The organism is Angustibacter sp. McL0619 (genome assembly GCF_049994355.1).
Lineage (GTDB): Bacteria > Actinomycetota > Actinomycetes > Actinomycetales > Angustibacteraceae > Angustibacter.
This window is the reverse complement of the sequence record NZ_CP188257.1, coordinates 4,447,851-4,464,234: the sequence shown is the minus strand read 5'-3', so window position 1 is coordinate 4,464,234 and position 16,384 is coordinate 4,447,851. Positions and strand designations below refer to the sequence as shown.

General features: G+C 71.6%; 13 protein-coding genes. 5 read left to right on the top strand and 8 right to left on the bottom strand.

What is annotated here, in order from left to right; translation table 11 throughout:
* Positions 1 to 11: 11 nt before the first annotated feature.
* Genes ACPPVT_RS21005 through ACPPVT_RS20995 form a run of 3 tightly spaced genes read right to left on the bottom strand, consistent with a single transcriptional unit; the run spans position 12 to position 3,549 of the window.
* Positions 12 to 989, bottom strand: a complete 978-nt coding sequence (locus tag ACPPVT_RS21005) for a carbohydrate ABC transporter permease (protein WP_426563750.1) — start codon at positions 987 to 989, stop codon at positions 12 to 14.
* A complete protein-coding gene (locus ACPPVT_RS21000) occupies positions 986 to 2,344 on the bottom strand; it encodes an ABC transporter substrate-binding protein (RefSeq protein WP_426563748.1) in 1,359 nt (452 codons plus the stop codon). Before ACPPVT_RS21000 ends, ACPPVT_RS21005 begins: the two co-directional genes overlap by 4 nt.
* Positions 2,344 to 3,549: an ROK family protein gene (locus ACPPVT_RS20995; protein ID WP_426563746.1), complete on the bottom strand. Its 1,206-nt coding sequence runs from the start codon at positions 3,547 to 3,549 to the stop codon at positions 2,344 to 2,346. The genes ACPPVT_RS21000 and ACPPVT_RS20995 overlap by 1 nt, the downstream gene beginning before the upstream one ends.
* 121 nt (positions 3,550 to 3,670) lie before the next feature.
* On the opposite strand from ACPPVT_RS20995, the gene ACPPVT_RS20990 reads away from it, so the two are divergent.
* Positions 3,671 to 4,918 carry an AGE family epimerase/isomerase gene (locus tag ACPPVT_RS20990; RefSeq protein ID WP_426563744.1) on the top strand — a complete coding sequence of 416 codons (1,248 nt, stop codon included), beginning with the start codon at positions 3,671 to 3,673 and terminating at the stop codon, positions 4,916 to 4,918.
* Between the two features lie 80 nt (positions 4,919 to 4,998).
* Positions 4,999 to 7,317 (top strand): diguanylate cyclase, encoded by a 2,319-nt coding sequence (locus tag ACPPVT_RS20985; protein WP_426563742.1) that lies wholly within the window; start codon positions 4,999 to 5,001, stop codon positions 7,315 to 7,317.
* A 3-nt stretch (positions 7,318 to 7,320) separates the two neighbouring features.
* Here ACPPVT_RS20985 and phoA read toward each other — a convergent pair whose 3' ends face one another.
* Entirely contained in the window at positions 7,321 to 8,697 is a 1,377-nt protein-coding gene (gene phoA / locus ACPPVT_RS20980) for an alkaline phosphatase (RefSeq protein WP_426563740.1), read from the bottom strand.
* 229 nt (positions 8,698 to 8,926) lie between these two features.
* On the opposite strand from phoA, the gene ACPPVT_RS20975 reads away from it, so the two are divergent.
* Together ACPPVT_RS20975 and ACPPVT_RS20970 are read left to right on the top strand one after the other, a co-directional pair.
* A complete protein-coding gene (locus tag ACPPVT_RS20975) occupies positions 8,927 to 9,322 on the top strand; it encodes a DUF7144 family membrane protein (protein WP_426563738.1) in 396 nt (131 codons plus the stop codon).
* A gap of 151 nt (positions 9,323 to 9,473) precedes the next feature.
* Positions 9,474 to 12,209, top strand: a complete 2,736-nt coding sequence (locus ACPPVT_RS20970) for a LuxR C-terminal-related transcriptional regulator (RefSeq protein WP_426563736.1) — start codon at positions 9,474 to 9,476, stop codon at positions 12,207 to 12,209.
* Between the two features lie 54 nt (positions 12,210 to 12,263).
* Here the strand turns inward: ACPPVT_RS20970 and ACPPVT_RS20965 are convergent, their stop codons facing one another.
* Positions 12,264 to 12,509, bottom strand: a complete 246-nt coding sequence (locus ACPPVT_RS20965; protein ID WP_426563734.1) for a hypothetical protein — start codon at positions 12,507 to 12,509, stop codon at positions 12,264 to 12,266.
* A 157-nt stretch (positions 12,510 to 12,666) separates the two neighbouring features.
* On the opposite strand from ACPPVT_RS20965, the gene ACPPVT_RS20960 reads away from it, so the two are divergent.
* Complete coding sequence (locus ACPPVT_RS20960; RefSeq protein ID WP_426563732.1) at positions 12,667 to 13,824, top strand: AI-2E family transporter; 1,158 nt, start codon at positions 12,667 to 12,669, stop codon at positions 13,822 to 13,824.
* On the opposite strand, the gene ACPPVT_RS20955 is transcribed toward ACPPVT_RS20960, so the two are convergent.
* Genes ACPPVT_RS20955 through ACPPVT_RS20945 form a run of 3 tightly spaced genes read right to left on the bottom strand, consistent with a single transcriptional unit; the run spans position 13,821 to position 16,333 of the window.
* Positions 13,821 to 14,456 (bottom strand): hypothetical protein, encoded by a 636-nt coding sequence (locus ACPPVT_RS20955; RefSeq protein ID WP_426563730.1) that lies wholly within the window; start codon positions 14,454 to 14,456, stop codon positions 13,821 to 13,823. The two genes, ACPPVT_RS20960 and ACPPVT_RS20955, sit on opposite strands and share 4 nt — an antisense overlap.
* A gap of 45 nt (positions 14,457 to 14,501) precedes the next feature.
* Positions 14,502 to 15,578 carry an S-adenosylmethionine:tRNA ribosyltransferase-isomerase gene (locus tag ACPPVT_RS20950; protein WP_426563728.1) on the bottom strand — a complete coding sequence of 359 codons (1,077 nt, stop codon included), beginning with the start codon at positions 15,576 to 15,578 and terminating at the stop codon, positions 14,502 to 14,504.
* Entirely contained in the window at positions 15,575 to 16,333 is a 759-nt protein-coding gene (locus tag ACPPVT_RS20945; RefSeq protein WP_426563726.1) for an SDR family NAD(P)-dependent oxidoreductase, read from the bottom strand. Before ACPPVT_RS20945 ends, ACPPVT_RS20950 begins: the two co-directional genes overlap by 4 nt.
* Between the last annotated feature and the right edge of the window lie 51 nt (positions 16,334 to 16,384).

Here is a 16,384-nt window from a genome sequence, read left to right as displayed (position 1 = left end):
CGCGGTGACCATCAGGGCCGCCCGCTGTCGTGCACCAGCGACCGCGACATCCGCAGCATCAGGACCGTCGCGCTGAAGATGACCAGGAACAGCAGCCACGCCATCGCCGAGGCGTAGCCGGTCTTGAAGTACACGAAGCCCTGCTGGTACAGGTCCGTGGTGTAGAAGAGCAGCGACTGGTCGGGGTAGCCGAGTAGATGCGAGGAGTCCTGCACCGCGCTCGCCGAGCCGGAGACGACGAAGGCCTCGGTGAAGTACTGGAACGTGTAGATCATCCCGGTCACCACGCTGAACAGGATCACCGGCGACAGGAACGGCAGCGTGATGTGCCGGTACCGCTGCCAGCGGCCCGCGCCGTCCAGGTCCGCCGCCTCGTACAGCTCACGGGGTACGTCGAGCATGGCCGCCGAGAAGATCACGATGACGTCGCCGCAGGCCCACAGCGCTATCAGCACCAGGCTCGGCTTGGCCCACGCCGGGTCGCCGAACCAGGACGGCCCCTGGATGCCGACCTTGGCGAGCAGGTAGTTGACCGGCCCGGACGGGTTGAGCATCACGATGAAGGCCAGCGAGGTGCCCACGATCGGCACGATGGCCGGGATGAAGAACAGCGTCCGGTACGCCCGCTGACCGCGCTTGACCGAGCCGATCACCCAGGCGGCGAACATCGCCCACACGGTGCGCAGCGGCACCATGATCAGCACCATCCACAAGGTGTTCCGCACGCCGACCCAGAAGGTGTCCGAGTCGCTGAACAGCCGCTCGTAGTTGCGCAGTCCCACGAACTGGGTGGGCCGAAGCGAGCCGAGCTGGAAGTTCGTGAACGAGTAGTAGAGCGTCGTCACCACCGGGTAGAGCGTGAAGACGGCCAGGCCGACCAGGAAGGGCGAGATCATCACCAGCACCGCACCCCAGGGCGACCGGCTCGGACTGCCCCGGCGGCGGCGCCGGGTGGCCCCCCGGCGCCGCGCGACGGAGGTGGAGGTCATCCGACCGCGTCCTCGTTGATCTTGTCGATCTTGGCGCCGGTGGACTTCAGCAGGCCCTGCAGGTCGTTGGACTTGCCGGTCTCGTACTGCTGGCGCGCGGTGCCCCAGGTGATGGCATCCTCGTCGCCGGCCGGGGTGAGCTGCTTGTAGTACGAGCCCTTGTTGGCGAAGATCGCGACCAGCGGTCCCCAGTGCTCGTCGTCCTTCTTGTCCCACGCGCTCAACGAGTCGAAGGTGCTCGGGATGTTGTAGACGGTGTCGGCGAGGCTGGTCAGGAACTCCGTGTCGGTGGTCAGCTGCTGGAGCGCGAAGAACGCCTCCTGCTTGTGCTTCGACCCGGCCGGCAGGTAGGCGACCGTGCCGACCGCGGTGCCCGCGCCGTAGGTGTCCTTGACGTCGTCCAGCATCGGCACCGGGACGACCCCGTAGTCCAGGGACGTCTTGGCGTCGGCGATCTCACCGACGTGCCACTCGCCGTCCACCTCCATCGCGACGTCGCCGGTGATCAGCGGGTTCTTCGCGTCGTCGGTGTGCGGCTGGAACTTGGCGACGAACCGGGAGACCTGGCCGTTGCCGTACCAGTCGTTGAGATCGCGGTCCCACTGCATGATCTTGTTCCAGCGGGCGTCCTGGCCGAGGGTCGACTTGCCGTCCGTGCCGTAGTACTGCGTGCCGGCCTGCACGCCGTCGTACAGCGAGTTGTTGCTGTTGTAGTCCGAACGCGAGACGAAACCGAAGCGCTTGATGGAGCCGTCCTTGTTCTTGACCGTGAGCTTCTTGGCCGCGGCGGTCAGCTCGGACAGCGTCTTGGGCGGCGTCACCCCGGCGTCGGCGAGCATCTTCTTGTTGTAGAAGAGCCCGTACGCGTCGACCAGCAGCGGCAGCGCGCACTGCTTGTCCTGGAACCGGGTGTAGACCAGCGCCGCCTTCGGGAACGTCGCGTCGACGTCCACCTTGGCGGCCTTCAGGTAGTCGTCCAGTGGGGCGACCGTGCCGTTGTAGCAGAACTTCCCGACGTTGTCGGGGGACGTCGAGACGAACACGTCCGGCGCCTGGCCGGCTGCCACCGCCTTGCCGAACGCGGCGTCGTCCTTGTTCGGCACGAAGTTCACCGTCAGCCACGGGTACTTGGCGTGCAGCCGCTCCAGGGCGGCCTTGAAGGCCGTGACCTCCTGCGGCAGGTGGTTGAAGGTCCACACGTTGATCGTGGTGGGGGCGTGGTTCTCGGTGGTCGCGATGGCGGTCTTCGGCGAGGCGTCGTTGCTGGCCGAGGACGTGCAGGCGGCGAGGCCGAGGCCGAGCACCGCGACGGAGGCGACGAGCAGGGCGGACGACGGACGGGCAGGTGCGGGCATCAGAACTCCTGGGCGACGAGGTGCTGCGGGGCGGGCAGATGAGGGTCGGAGGCCGGGCTGGCGAACGTGGCGAAGGCTGACTCCCGGGCCAGGCGAGCGGCCGTGGCCAGGGAGCCGCGGAGCACCGCCTGGGCGCCGACTGACGAGGCGACCACTGGCACGGGCAAGGTGGTGAAGGTGGACAGATGGGTGCGAACCGGGTCGAGCAGCAGGTCGGCGTTGCTCCCCACCGAGCCGCCGAGGACCACCCGCGAGGGGTTCACCACCGCGACCAGGCAGGCCACCGCGAAGGCGATGCCCCGGGCGGTGGTGTCGACCACCGCGACGGCGGCCGGATCACCCGACCGGGCCTGGTCGAACACGGCGCGGGCATCGGTGGCCGCCAGCCCTGCGCCGCGGGCCAGCCGGGTGACCACCTCGCCGCCGACCTCGTGCTCCAGCATCTGCGGTGCGTGCTCGGGGTGGGGCAGGCAGCCGGGCAGGAAGCCCACTTCGCCGGCCGCTCCGCCCACGCCCCGGTGCAAGCGGCCGCCGATCACCAGGCCGGCACCGATCCCGGCACCGACGCTGACCAGCGCGAAGTCCTCGACCTCGGGGTGCTCGTCGAGCTCGGCCACCGCGGCCAGGTTCACGTCGTTGTCGAAGGTGATCGGGGCCGGCACCCGCTCGCGCAGTGCCGCGACCAGCCCGGTGCCGTCGTCCGGTAGTGCGTCGGCGAAGGCCAGCGAGCCGTCGTCGCCCACCGCACCCGGCACGCCGACCACGACGTGCCGCACCTCGGGCACCGTGGTGCCGGCGGCGGCGGCGAGTCTCTCGCACAGGTCGAGCACCTGGGTGGTGAGCGTGCGGCGGGTGCGTTGCACCGCGACGTCCAGCTGGCCGCGCTGCTCGCCGGCCGCGTCCACGATGGCGGCGCGCACCCGGTCGTGGCCGATGTCCACGCCGATCGCCCACACCGCCTCGGGTGCGATCCGGTAGAGCGTCGCCGCCGGGCCCTTGCGGCCGCTGACCGCGCCGTCCTCGCACACCGCTCCGCGCTCGAGCAGGGTGGCCAGGCAGGCCGCGACGGTGGGCTTCGACAGCTGGGTTGCGGCGGCGACGGCCGAGCGGGTCAGCGGTCCGTCCGCGGCCACGGTCTCGAGCACCGCACGTGCGTTGAGGGCACGCAGCAGTCCGGGGGGTCCGGCGGCGAAGGACGTGCTCACCCTGGCTCCTACTAGTAGGAAACTTTCTTGGCAGTACCGGAACCTAGGTCCGCGCAGGCCGACCCGTCAAGACCGGAGCGCGCGCAGGTTCGTCCGCCGGACGGGCCGGGGAAGGAGCAGGATGTCCCGGGTGAACCCCGCACCCCCGACCCCGGCCACGCTGGACGCCGAGTGCCGCCGGCTGATCGCCTTCGCGATGGGGGCGGTCGACCCCCGCGGTGGCTTCGGCTGGATGGACGATGCCGGCGTCCCCGACCCGACCCAACCCGTGCTGCTGCTGATCAACACCCGGATGACCCACGTCTTCGGCCTGGCGCACCTGCTGGGCACGGACGGCGCCCTCGCGCTGGCCGAGCGCGGCGTCCAAGCGCTGACCGGGCTGCTGCACGACGACACCAACGGTGGTTGGTGGAGCGCGGTGGACGCCGACGGCAACCCCCTGGCGGACCAGAAGCTCGCCTACGACCATGCCTTCGTGCTGCTCGCCGGCTCGACCGCCGTGCAGGCGTCGGTCCCCGGCGGCGAGCAGCTGCTGGCCGAAGCCGTCGCGATGTGCGACGAGCACTTCTGGGACGAAGAGGCAGGCGCCTGCGTCGAGCAGTGGGACGGCGCCTGGCAGCAGCTGGACGGCTACCGCGGGGCCAACGCCAACATGCACTCGGTGGAAGCGTTCCTCGCCGTGGCCGACGCGACCGGCGACCCGCGCTGGCTGGACCGAGCGTCCAGGATCGCCGGCCGGCTGATCGACGCCGAAGCGCGTGCCCACGGCTGGCGCCTGCCCGAGCACTACGACGCGACCTGGACGCCGGACCTGGACTACGCCCGGGACAACCCCGACGACCAGTTCCGGCCGTTCGGCTCGACGGTCGGCCACGGCCTGGAGTGGTCGCGACTGCTGCTGCACCTGGACGCCGCCCTGGCCCGGGGCGGGGGCTCCCCGGACTGGCTGGTTCCGGCAGCCCGGTCGCTGTTCGAGACCGCCGTGCGGGACGGCTGGCACCGGGACGGCACCGACGGCTTCGTCTACACCGTGGACTGGGACGGCGACCCCGTCGTCCGCCAGCGCATGCACTGGGTGGTGGCCGAGGGCATGGCGGCTGCGGCCGCGCTGCACCGCGGCACCGGCGACCCGGCCTACCTCGACCAGCTGGCTCAGTGGTGGCAGTACACGGACCGCCACCTCCTCGATCTCGAAGGCGGCTGGCGGCACGAGCTCGACCCCGCGAACCGGCCGGCGGCCACGGTCTGGCCGGGCAAGCCGGACGCGTACCACGCGGTCCAAGCCATGCTGGTGCCTCGGCTCCCGCTGGCTCCCGGGATGGCCGCGGCGCTGCGGCAGAACCTGCTCGAAGCGCCGAGGGGGGAGTGACCTTTCCTTCAGCATGGGCGCGATGATGCCGATCTGAAAGGGGTCGGCGATTGTGTCGGCAACGACCAGGAAGGACGCCGGTGCAGACCAGGACCGCGCAGGTCCGTCCGCCGTACCAGGAGGCCGGGCGGCTTGCTGCGTTGCGCGACTACGGTCTGCTCGACGGCCGCTCGTGGCCCGAGCTGGACGCCCTGCTCAGGCTCGCGGCCCAGGTCAGCGGCATCCCGAACGTGTCCCTCAACATCATCGACCGGACCCACCAGCGCCAGATCGCCACAGTGGGCTTCGCCGGCCGCGACACCCCTCGCGACGACTCGATGTGCGCCCAGCACTTCCTTGCCGGCCGGCCGGTGGTGGTGGCCGACGCGTCGATGGACCCGCGGTTCGCGGACAGCCCCTGGGTGGGTGGCGAGCTCGGACACGTGCGGTTCTACGCCTCGATCCCGCTGGTCACCGCAGGCCGGGTCGCGCTCGGCACCCTGTGCCTGTTCGACAACCGGCCCGATGACCTCGCGCCGACGCAGCTGGCTGCCCTCACTGACCTGGCGACCGTGCTGCTCGGCCTGCTCGAGCAGCACCGCGCGGCGCGGCTCAGCGCCGACCAGGCCGAACGGGCGGAGAACCGCCGGGTCACGGCGCAGCGGGTGGCCCGCGAGCTCGAGACCCGCCAGGAGCTGTTCGACGCGGTGCTCGCCAGCGTGGCCGTCGGCATCGTCGCCTGCGACCAGGATGGCAACCTGACCGTCTTCAACCAGGCGGCTCGCGACTGGCACGGCGCCGGCATCCTGGACGGCGTCGGGGCGGGCGACTGGGTGGACCAGTACGACCTCTACGAGGTGGACGGCGTCACGCCGCTCGCCGCGGACAAGGTGCCGCTGCTGCGTGCCCTGGAGGACGGCCACGTCGAGAACATCGAGATCGTGATCGCGCCCCGTGGCGGCAAGGCGACCCACGCGCTGTGCTTCGGCCGCTCACTGACCGCCTCCGACGGGACGACGCTCGGTGCCGTGGTGGCCATGGCCGACGTGACCGAGGAGCGCGTCCAGCAGGCCGCGCTGTCCGCCACCAAGGAGCGGCTGGAGCTGTCCGAGCGTCGGTTCCGCAGCATGTTCGAGGACTCGCCGGTCGGCATCGGGCTGTCCGACGAGCACGGCCACTTCGTCGCGGCCAACGCCGCGCTGTGCCAGCTGCTGGGCCGCGCCGAGTCCGAGCTGCGTGGCTCCTCGACGGCACCGTTCACCCACCCCGAGGACCTGGACGGCCATCGCCGGGCGCAGAGCATGCTTGCGGAGGGCAACGGCTTCGTCCGGATCGAGAAGCGCTACGTCCGGCCCTCAGGCGAGGTCCGCTGGGCCTGGCTGAGCGTGAGCAGCGTCGAAGGGCCGCAGGGCCAGGACTGGACCCTCGCGCACATCCAGGACGTGACCGACCGCAAGCAGGCCGAGCTGGAGCTGCGCGACTCGCAGGAGACCCTGAGCGCGATCGCGAAGGTGGCCCGCTGCGCCCAGTTCGGCACCGACCCGCGCCCGGTCGTGGTTCGTGCGGTGCGCGAGCTGGTCGGCGCCGGCTCGGTGGCTCTGGTCGAGCCGGACGGCGACGAGCTCGTGGTCAGCGCTTGCGACGGCATCGACACCATGGGCGTCCGCACTGCTTTGGGCCCGGGCACCCTGATCGGGCGCGTCTTCGCCACCGGCGAGGTGGCCTTCCTGCCGGACGCGCAGGCCTTCTCAGCGGTCAGCAAGGCGCTCGCGGAGCTGTCCGGCACCCGAGCGGTGCTGTGCCAGCCGGTCACCTCGGACGGCCGGACCGTGGCCATCCTGTTGATCGGCTGGCTCGAGCCGGCGCAGTCGCTGGACGAGCGGATCGGCTCGTTGGTCTCCACCCTCGCGGCCGAGACGGGCGCCGCACTCACCGGGGCGATGCTCCGCCAGCGGCTCGAGTCCCTGGCCACCACCGATCCGCTGACCGGACTGGTGAACCGCCGGGGCTGGCACGAGCGGCTGCAGGTGCTGATCGGGCAGGTCAAGCGCAGTGGCGAGTCACTCACCCTCGCGGTGGCCGACCTGGACCACTTCAAGGCCTACAACGACGCGAACGGGCACGAGGCCGGCGACGAGCTGCTGCGCGGGTTCGCCGACCTGACGACTGGCACCCTGCGCGAGGTCGACCTGGTCGCCCGGTGGGGTGGCGAGGAGTTCGCCATCGCGCTCCCGGGCAGCAAAGCCGACGAGGCGGTGCTCGCGCTCGAACGGCTGCGCGCCGGTGTCCCAGGCGGCCAGACCTGCTCGTTCGGTCTGGCCACCTGGGACGGCGTCGAGTCGCTCACCGCGTGTCTGGCCCGCGCGGACCAGGCGCTCTACCGCGCCAAGGTCGCCGGCCGCGACCGGATCTCGCGCTGAGCCTCAGCCCAGGCCGAGTGCCCGCCGCATGGTGAAGAACAGGTCGGTCTGGTCGGTGACGCCGAGGACGTTGGCCGCCTGCGGGCCGCCTGCGGCGATCCGCACCTCGGTGCCGGTGTGCTGCTGCGAGCCGCTGAGCGGCGCGGTCGCGTAGCTGATCGTCATGTCCGCGCCGTCGTGGGTCCGCAGGGTCACCGTCGCGCCGGTGGTCAACGAACCGGCCCCGACGATCTGGCTGGTGTGCCCGTGGTCAGCGGTCACCACCACCAGCGTATCCGGGTGCGAGCGCTGGTAGTCGAGCGCCCGCTGGACGGCCTTGTCGAACTCGACGTGCTCACCGATCTGGCCGCAGGCGTTCGCCGCGTGGTCCTGCTTGTCGATGGACGCACCCTCGATCTGCAGGAAGAAGCCCTTGCGCTTGCCCCTGGACTCCTTGTCCAGCAACGAGATCGCCTTGTCGGCCATCTGCGACAGGTGCGGCTGGGAGGCCGTCCGAGCCGGGTTCACCGTGCAGGTGGACGACGGCGTCCCGGTGGGTGAGGCGGCCGGGCCGACCCACTCCAGGTCCATGTTGTTCGGTGCGAACGTGCCCAGCACCTTGCCGCCCGGGTGCACCGCGGCCAGGGCGGTGGCGTCCGTGACCACCTGGTAGCCCTTGGCCTGCGCCTGGGACAGCACGCTCTGGCCGGCGAACGATCCCGCGTGCACGGTCTGGTCGAAGTACTGCTTGCCGCCACCGAGCAGCACGTCCGGGCCGGTGTTGACCAGCTGCTCGGCGATCGACCCGGCGCCGCCGTTCTCCACCGCGTTGACCGCGCAGGTCGCCATCGCGTCGGGGCCCTTGCAGTCGCGGTTCACCACGTGCGAGGCGAGCACCGCCGGGGTCGCGTCCTGCAGCTCGGCCGTGGTGATGTCGCCGGTGCGGTACCCGGCCCTCTTGGCCAGCTCGAGGATCGTCGGCACCGGCGTGCCGTCCGGAAGCACCGAGATGGCACCGTTGTAGGTCTTGTGGCCGGTCGACCATCCCGAGCCGGACGCCGCCGAGTCGGTGACGTAGTCCGGCAGCGTCGGGTCGGCCTTCTGCACCGCGTAGGTCGTGTAGGCGCCGGTCAGCGGGAGCTTGTCCATGGCAAGCCGGCCGGCTGCTCCGACCTGGTAGTTGCGGGCGATGGTGATCTCGCTGTCGCCCATGCCGTCACCGATCAGCAGGATGACGTTGCGGGCCTTGCCGCCGGTGATGGCGTGCCGGGCGGCCGAGGTGTTGTCGGCGTGCTGTCCGGCGGCCACCGCGACAGCCGGGACGGCGACCAGGGCGGCCGCGGCCAGGACGGCGACCGCTGTCGTGCGGCGCGGGCTTCGGGGGGATCGTGCAGCGCTCATGTCCATCCGTTTCGTCGCAGGGAGCGTGAACGCCCCACAGCCGACCAGTCCCGCGCAGCCGACGGTCGCCGTCCAGGTGAGCGGCCGGCGTCCAGCAGGCGAACCCTGGACGTCGCCCGACCCGTCCCGAAGTGCCCCCACTCACCCGGCACGGGTGAGGCGCGCAGCGGGTCGGGTGCTTCAACCTCGTGGGGACGCTGGGTTCGCGGGAACCGAAAACGGAGGAAGCATGAGCAGCAGCAGATCGTCCAGCTGGGCCAGCGGGGGGAGCGTCTTCGCCGGCGCCCTGATGATGACCGTCGGGATCTTCGGGTTCTTCCAGGGACTCGTCGCGATCATCGACGGCAAGGACTTCTTCGTCAACACGCCCAACTACTTCTTGCACTTCGACGCGAGCCAGTGGGGCTGGATCCATCTGATCGTCGGCCTGATCATGGCGCTCGCGGGTGTGTTCATCTTCACCGGCAACGTCGTCGCCCGCAGCCTCGGCATGCTCATCGCAGGACTGCAGGCGCTGGCCAACTTCCTGTGGCTGCCCTACTACCCGTTCTGGGGCATCGTCATCATCGCCCTGGACGTGTTCGTCATCTGGAGCCTGGCCACCGTCCGACTCGACCAGGAGTAGCCGTCACGAGGAAGCCGCCGACCGATTTCGGCCGGCGGCTTCCTCGCGCTCCGAGATGTGTGCAATGCGAACAGTGCCGGGGTGGTTGTTGATCTAGCGGTGGGCGTCAGGCACTCTTGACCCGTCGTCCAACCGGGGAGGGGTGGTCGGCTTGGCCGCTCAGGCAGAGGGCGATGGGTACGCGGCGCGACCCGTTTTCGCGCGCGCGCTGCCGGGCAACTGGGTGCCGCGGCCGCGGCTCGACCAGTTGCTGGACCGCGCCACGCAGCGACCCCTCACGGTGGTCGTCGCCCCCGCAGGCGCCGGCAAGAGCGCGATGCTGCGCGGCTGGGCCGCGCAGCAGAGCTCGCGCCGGCACCGGGTGCTCTGGATCGACTGCCGCAGCCCGCGATCAGGGCGACTCGGGACGCCGGACCTCGCTGAGCTGCTGTCCGAGGCGAAACGCGCCAAGGCGCGCAGCGTGGTCGTGCTGGACGACGCGCACCTGCTGCGCGCCTCGGACCTGCGGCTCGTCGTCGAGCTGGTCGCGTCCGGTGCCGGACACTGCCACGTCGTGCTGGTCAGCCGGCGCGACCTCCCGCTGCCGCTGGTCCGGCTCGAGCTGGCCGACGAGATGACCACCATCCGGGCCGCGCAGCTGCGGTTCACCGATACCGAAGCGATCCGGTTGATCGCCGCGCACGCCAGCGGCGCGGACGCCGCCGACGTCGAGATCGTCCGCGAGCGCGGGCAGGGCTGGGCCGCGGCGCTCGTCCTGGGCGCTCGGGCAGTGGCCTCCGCGAGCGACCCGGTGACGGCTCGAGAGGCGTTGTCCCGCACCGAGCAGCCCGTTCTGGACTACTTGCTCAGCGAGGTGTTCGACACCCTCGACGAACACACCCGACACGTCCTGCTGTGCACCTGCAGCAGCGATCTGGTGACCGAGCACGACGCGGTGGTGATGTCCGGCGATGCGGATGCCGGCGCGAGGATCGGGCGGATGGCGGCGGAGGGGTTCCTGGTCACCGCAGCCGTCGACGAGGCCGGCGCACCCGCCTGGAGCTACCACCCGCTGCTGCAGGAGCTGCTACGGCGCCGGGTGGTTCTCGGCGGGCCGGAGCACGCGCTGCACGAGGCGGCCGAGCTGCGGGTGATCGACGACAGCGCGCTGCGCGGCAACGTGGGGTCGGCGCTGCTGCACGCGACTCACCTGCATCAGCGCGACCGGCTGGTCGACCTGCTCTCGGTGCATGGCCTGAGCCTGCTCGCGACCGGCGAACGCGAGTTCGTGGCCGAGGCGCTCGATGCGGTGCCGGAGGACCTGGCGCGCGGGAACGCCGGCCTGGCCGTCCTCCGGGCGCTGGAACGGCGCGGTGCCGGCGACCTCAAGGCGGCCGGCCGGCTGGCCGCCGAGGCGCTGGTGATGGGCGCCGAGCACGCCGACCCGACCTGCATCGCCTGGGCGGAGGGCGAGCCGATCCTGTTGTGCTGGCTCGCCCGGACCGGGCTGCAGCCGGCCGACGACGCGATCTCGCGGGCGCTGGAGCAGCTCGCGCTCGCCCCGGCCGCGCGTGCCCCGGCAAGTCGGTCAGGACGCGCCGGCACGCTGGGCGCCGCGGACCACGCGCGCGCCTGGCTGCTGATCGAGGTCGCAGTCGTGCAGTGCTGGGAGGGCGACCTGCAGTCGGCCCGAACCCACCTGGACCGGGCGCTGGTGATGGCCCGAGGACTGGGGGCCGACCTGCTGGTGGTCGAGGCCCTGGCGCACGCCAGCCTGGTGGACCTGGCCCGTGGCTCCTACTCGGCGGCCGACCGTCGGGCTCGCGAGGTGATCGCCCGAGCCGAGCACACGTCGTCCGGCCTGGCGCCTTTCGTCGCCTCGGCGCACGTGGCGCACGCGTGGGTGGCGCTGAACGACCTCGACCTGACCACCTGCCGGCGGCAGGTCGCGCTGGTCCGGGCTGCCCAGTCGGGCGAGCTGGACGTGCCGGTCGAGCTGCTGACCCACCTGATCGAGTGCCACCTGCTGGCGCACACCGGGAACGTCCGTCAGGCCCGCGGCTACCTCGAGAACCCGCCGCCGGCGCACGGCGCCGTGCCGCGCTTCCTGCGGCGTTGGTACACCGAGCTGCGCGGCTGGCTGGCGGTGCTGGACCAGGACGTCGAGGACGCCGTCGAGTGCACGGCGGTGATGCGCGACCTGGGACGGTCGGTGGATGCGGCCGTGATCGACGCCATGCTGATGGACCTGCGCGGTGACGCCGAAGGCTGCGCGGCAGCCCTGGACGAGGTGTTGATCTCCTCGCGACCGGGTCTGCGCGCCCAGTCCGCGGGAACGGCTGCAGCCGTGTACCGCACCTGGATGGCGTTGCGGGACAACGACGTCGAGCTGGCTCGGGTACACCTGGACGGGGTACTCACCCGGATCACTCCGCACCACCGGCTGGTGCTGGCGGACGCCGGACGCGAGCCAGCGTTCGTCGCCCTGGTCGCGCAGGCCGCAGCGACCGAGCCGCCGCCGAAGGGCGCCGAGGAGCTGTTGGCCGTCCTGCACGGCCTGAGGGCCGCGGTGCAGCCGATCCCGACCCAGCCGATCGAGCGCGACCGGTTGAGCGGCGGGCGGGAAGGCCGCAGCGGGCGGGACCGCACCCAGACGCTCGCGACGGCGACCATCGACCTCACCGAACCAGCGACGATCCCGGTGCCGGTGATCGACCTGACCAGCCGCGAGGTGGACGTGCTGCGCGAGCTCGCACTCGGCGGCTCCTACACCGACATCGCCTCGACCTTGTTCATCACCGAGAACACGGTCAAGACGCATCTGGCCTCTCTGTACCGCAAGCTCGGCGCGACCAGGCGTGGCGAGGCCCTGCGTGCCGCCCGCGAAGCGGGACTGCTCCAGGTCTGACGACTCGGCGGTGCTGACCCTGACCGGCCGGAGCGCGAGGCGTCCGGCGACTGGTCAGGCGGGCCGGTCCTGCGCGGTGTCCTGGGCGGCGTCCTGCTCGCGGTCCGGCAGCTGGGTGACCTCGAGGATCTCGACCCCGAGCTCGTCGAGGTGGTCCAGCACTCCTTGCAGGGCAGCCTGGTCGGGCAGCGGGCCCCACAGCAGGGTCTGCACCGGAAGGGGTTGCTGGTGCAGGGTCGGGAACGCGCTGACCAGGGCGCTGGAGAGCCGGCCGGTGACGCGGATCGCGTACTCCCCCATAGGGCCCTCCATGAACGATTGCTGCTCGCCCCCGACGGCGCGCTCCGGAATGGCCCCAGCATGCGTCTTGACGGGTCGGTGCGCCTCACCCTTGCCGGGGGAGGCGTGTGAGTACCGGTGATCCCTAGCGTTCGCGAAGAGGAACGGAGGGAGCGCCATGTCCGCTGCCGGGACGAGCGAGCAGGCGGTGGTGCGCTCGCCGCTGCCCCGATCGGTCGTGGTCCTGATCGGGACCGCCGCCGCGATCGTCATCGCCGGCGGGATCAAGTTCGCGTCGGGGCTGGTGGCACCGACGATGCTGGCCCTGGTGCTGACGATCGCGGTCGCGCCGATCCCCCGTTGGGTGCGCTCCAAGGGTGCCCCGGCCTGGCTGGCGACGCTCGTCGCCCTGGTGGCCGTGTACATCCTCGTCCTTCTCCTCGCGGGCGGGGTGGCCATCTCGATCGTGAAGCTGGCGACCGTGCTGCCCCAGTACGCCGGCCAGGCCGAGGACCTGGTGAACTCGGCGACCACGGCGGCGTCGAAGGCCGGAATGGACACCACCCAGGTCCACTCCGCCCTCAGCCACCTCGACCTCGGCAGGCTGCTCGGTTTCGTTGGGGACCTGCTGAGCTCGCTGCTGGATGCCTTGGGCAACATGTTCTTCCTGGTCACCCTGCTGTTCTTCCTCGGTGCGGAAGTGACCTTGGCCAACGTGCGGGCCGAGCAGCTGCGCGCGGTGCGTCCCAACTTGTCGGCCGCGTTGAGTCGTTTCGTCAGCGGGACCATGAGCTACCTGATCGTGACCACCGTGTTCGGCGCGATCGTCGCGGTCCTCGACACGCTCGCGCTGTGGGCGCTCGGTGTGCCGCTGCCTGTGACCTGGGGTCTGCTGGCCTTCCTGACGAACTTCATCCCGAACATCGGCTTCGTGATCGGGGTGATCCCGCCCGCACTGCTGGGGCTGCTCTCCGGCGGCTGGGGCACCTTCTTCGCCGTGCTCGCGGTGTACTGCGTGATCAACGTCGTGCTGCAGACCTTCATCCAGCCGCGGTTCGTCGGCGACGCGGTCGGACTCAGCACGCTGATGACCTACATCTCCCTCATTCTGTGGGCGTACCTGCTCGGGGCCCTGGGTGCGTTGCTCGCGGTGCCGATGAGCCTTCTGCTGCGGGCGTTCCTGGTCGACGCGGACCCCGAGATGGCGTGGTCGAGGGTCTTCTTCACCTCCGTCAGCGCCAACCCGAAGGCACCGAAGGAACCACCACCCGAGCCGCCGCCACAGCCACCAGCCGAACCGCCGCAACCGGCGGTGCCACAGCCCGAGACGGGCTAGGGCCAGCTCCCGTCGCCGGGGCTCAGGTCCAGTGCGCCACCGTCGACGCACTGGGCGCCGCGGTACTCGTCGGGCAGCCGCGGGTAGATCAGGCCCAGGTAGCTCCTCACCTGTGCCTGGGCCGTCTCCGGGCGCGCGCCCAGCGCCACCATCACGGCGGCGTCGGCCTGCATCGCCCGGCACTCCGCGACGCCCTCGGACTGCACGCCGGACAGGTGCTCGGCCTCGTGCGTGACGGTGTGCACCGCGACGACCTCGTCGATCCCGGCGCTGGCCGGGTCGCGCTGGTATGCCTTGACCCGCGAGCAGGTGGACGACGACAGGAACGCCTGGGACGCTGGCGTCCCGTTCTCGTCGAACCAGACGTGGCCCGGGTGTCCCTGACTGCTGAAGAAGCCGTGCAGCACCCGCTCGCAGCCGAAGCCGGAGTCCCGCCCGGCCAGCACGGGTCGCACCGCCTGCGCCAGACCGTGCTCGAAGTGCCACCACCGCAGCTCGTTGAGGGTGAAGACCAGCGCCGGCACCGCCAGCAGCACCGGCAGCACCCGCCAGCCCCGGTGGCGCACGTAGCGGTCCACCAGCAGCCACGCGAGGCTGAGGTAGACGGTGACCGCGCCGGCGATGATCCGCACCCTCCAGATGTCGGCATCGCCGGCCGCCGACCTGAGGGCGACCGGCTAGAGCAGGAACAGCATCGAGTCGCCGAACTCATGCCAGAGGTAGTGCCCGCGCACGGCACTGTCGTACGCCCGCTCGACCAGCTGCGGCCCCGCCAGTGCCTCCAGCATCAGCAGGTGGCTGGCTTGGGGGGCGTGCAGCCCGGTGAGCAGTCCGGTCACAGCCCGCGGTGAGTACCCCGGCCCGACCACGAGCTCGGTCCACCCGGACGCAGCACGCACCCGGCCGTCGGCACCCGCGGCGGACTCCAGCGCTCGCACGACGGTGGTGCCGACCGCGACCACCCGACGGCCGGCTGACCAGGCGCTGCGCACCAGCCGGGCCGTGTCCGGGCCGACCTCGAAGCGTTCCGGCAGCGGTGCCTCGTGCGCCTCCTGGCTGGAAACGCCGCAGTGCAGCAGCACCGGCGCGATGGTGATCCCCCGCGCCATCAGCCGAACCAGCAGGGGCGCCGTGAAAGGCCTTCCGGCGCTGGGCATCTCGGCGCTGCCGGGCTGGCTCGCGTAGACGTTCTGATGGTCGGCCAGGTCGAAGGACCCGTGCAGGTAGTCGTACTCGATCGGCCGTCCGTGCCGGCCCAGGAAGGCCAGCAGATCGGTGGCCGGCGAGACGGACGCCCGCCAAAGCCTCGACCCGGCCGTCGCCCCGGGGCGGGGATAGCTGTCCAGTAACCGCAGGCCGACGCCGGCCGCCAGCCGCACGCTGTCGCCGGCCCGCAGCCGCAGGTCGGGTCCGTCGTTGGCGGGTAGCCGCGGCTCGACCACCCAGCTGCCGTCGTCCAGCTCGGTGGATACGTGCAGCCGCGCCCGGCCGCCACGCCGGTGCGTCGCCCGCAGCGCCGCGGGCACGGTGGCGGACGTGTTGACGACGAGCAGGTCGCCCGGGCTCAGTACCTCCGGCAGGTCGCGAAACAGCCTGTGCTGCAACGCGTGCGGCTCCGCGATGAGCAGCCGCACGCCGTCCCGGGCCAGTCCTCGACGCTCGGGTGGTGCTGCCGCGTCGCTGTCCGGGCCGAGGCTGAACCTGGTGGTGGCCGGCGGCAGCTGGGCCGGGTCGTCCGCGTGCACCGTCCTCATGGCTGCTCCGCGCGTGCCCCGGCCACCGTCAGGGCGTGGGACGGCGGCACGGCCAGCTCGGCGGCGCGGTAGCGCCCGCTCGGCAGCTGCGCCGACACCAGCGGAGCGAGGTGGTCGACCACCTCCTCGGGCAGCGGCCGGTCGCTGATGTCCTCACCCGGGAAGGCGTCCTGGTGCATCTGGGTGCGCATGTCACCGGGGTCCACCGAGTACACCGCCAGGTCGGGTCGCTCGGCTGCCAGCACCCGCATGGCGTGATCCAAGGCGGCCTTGGACGCGCCGTAGCCGCCCCAGCCCTCGTACGCCTCGACTGCGGCGTCCGAGCTGATGGCCAGCACGGTGCCCAGCCGGGTCGATCCCGTGCGCTCGCTCAGCAGAGGCAGGGCCAGTCGGGTCAGTGCCAGCGGCGCGACCACATTCGTGTCCAGCACCGTCGTGAGGGCCTCGGTGGGGTAGTCGGCCAGCGGCGGCAGCGGCTGGGCGCCGAGGCTGCTGGCGTTGTGCACCAAGAGGTCCAGCCGGCCGGCTGCCCCCGCAGCAGCCACCAGGTCGTGACGGTGGCCGGCGTCGGTGACGTCGCCCGGGACGGCGCTGACGGCCCGGCCGAAGGGAGCCAGCGCGGCCCGTAGGCGGGTCGCGTCGCGCGCGTCGGCGACGACGTGCCACCCGTGGCGGACCAGCCAGGCGGTGAGAGTGAGGCCCAGGCCCTGGGAGGCGCCGGTGACGATCGCGACGGGTGACGTGGTGGTGGTCATGGCCCTATCCTGTAAGTTCAAGTGAACTTGAGGTCAACCCCTGAGGAGGCC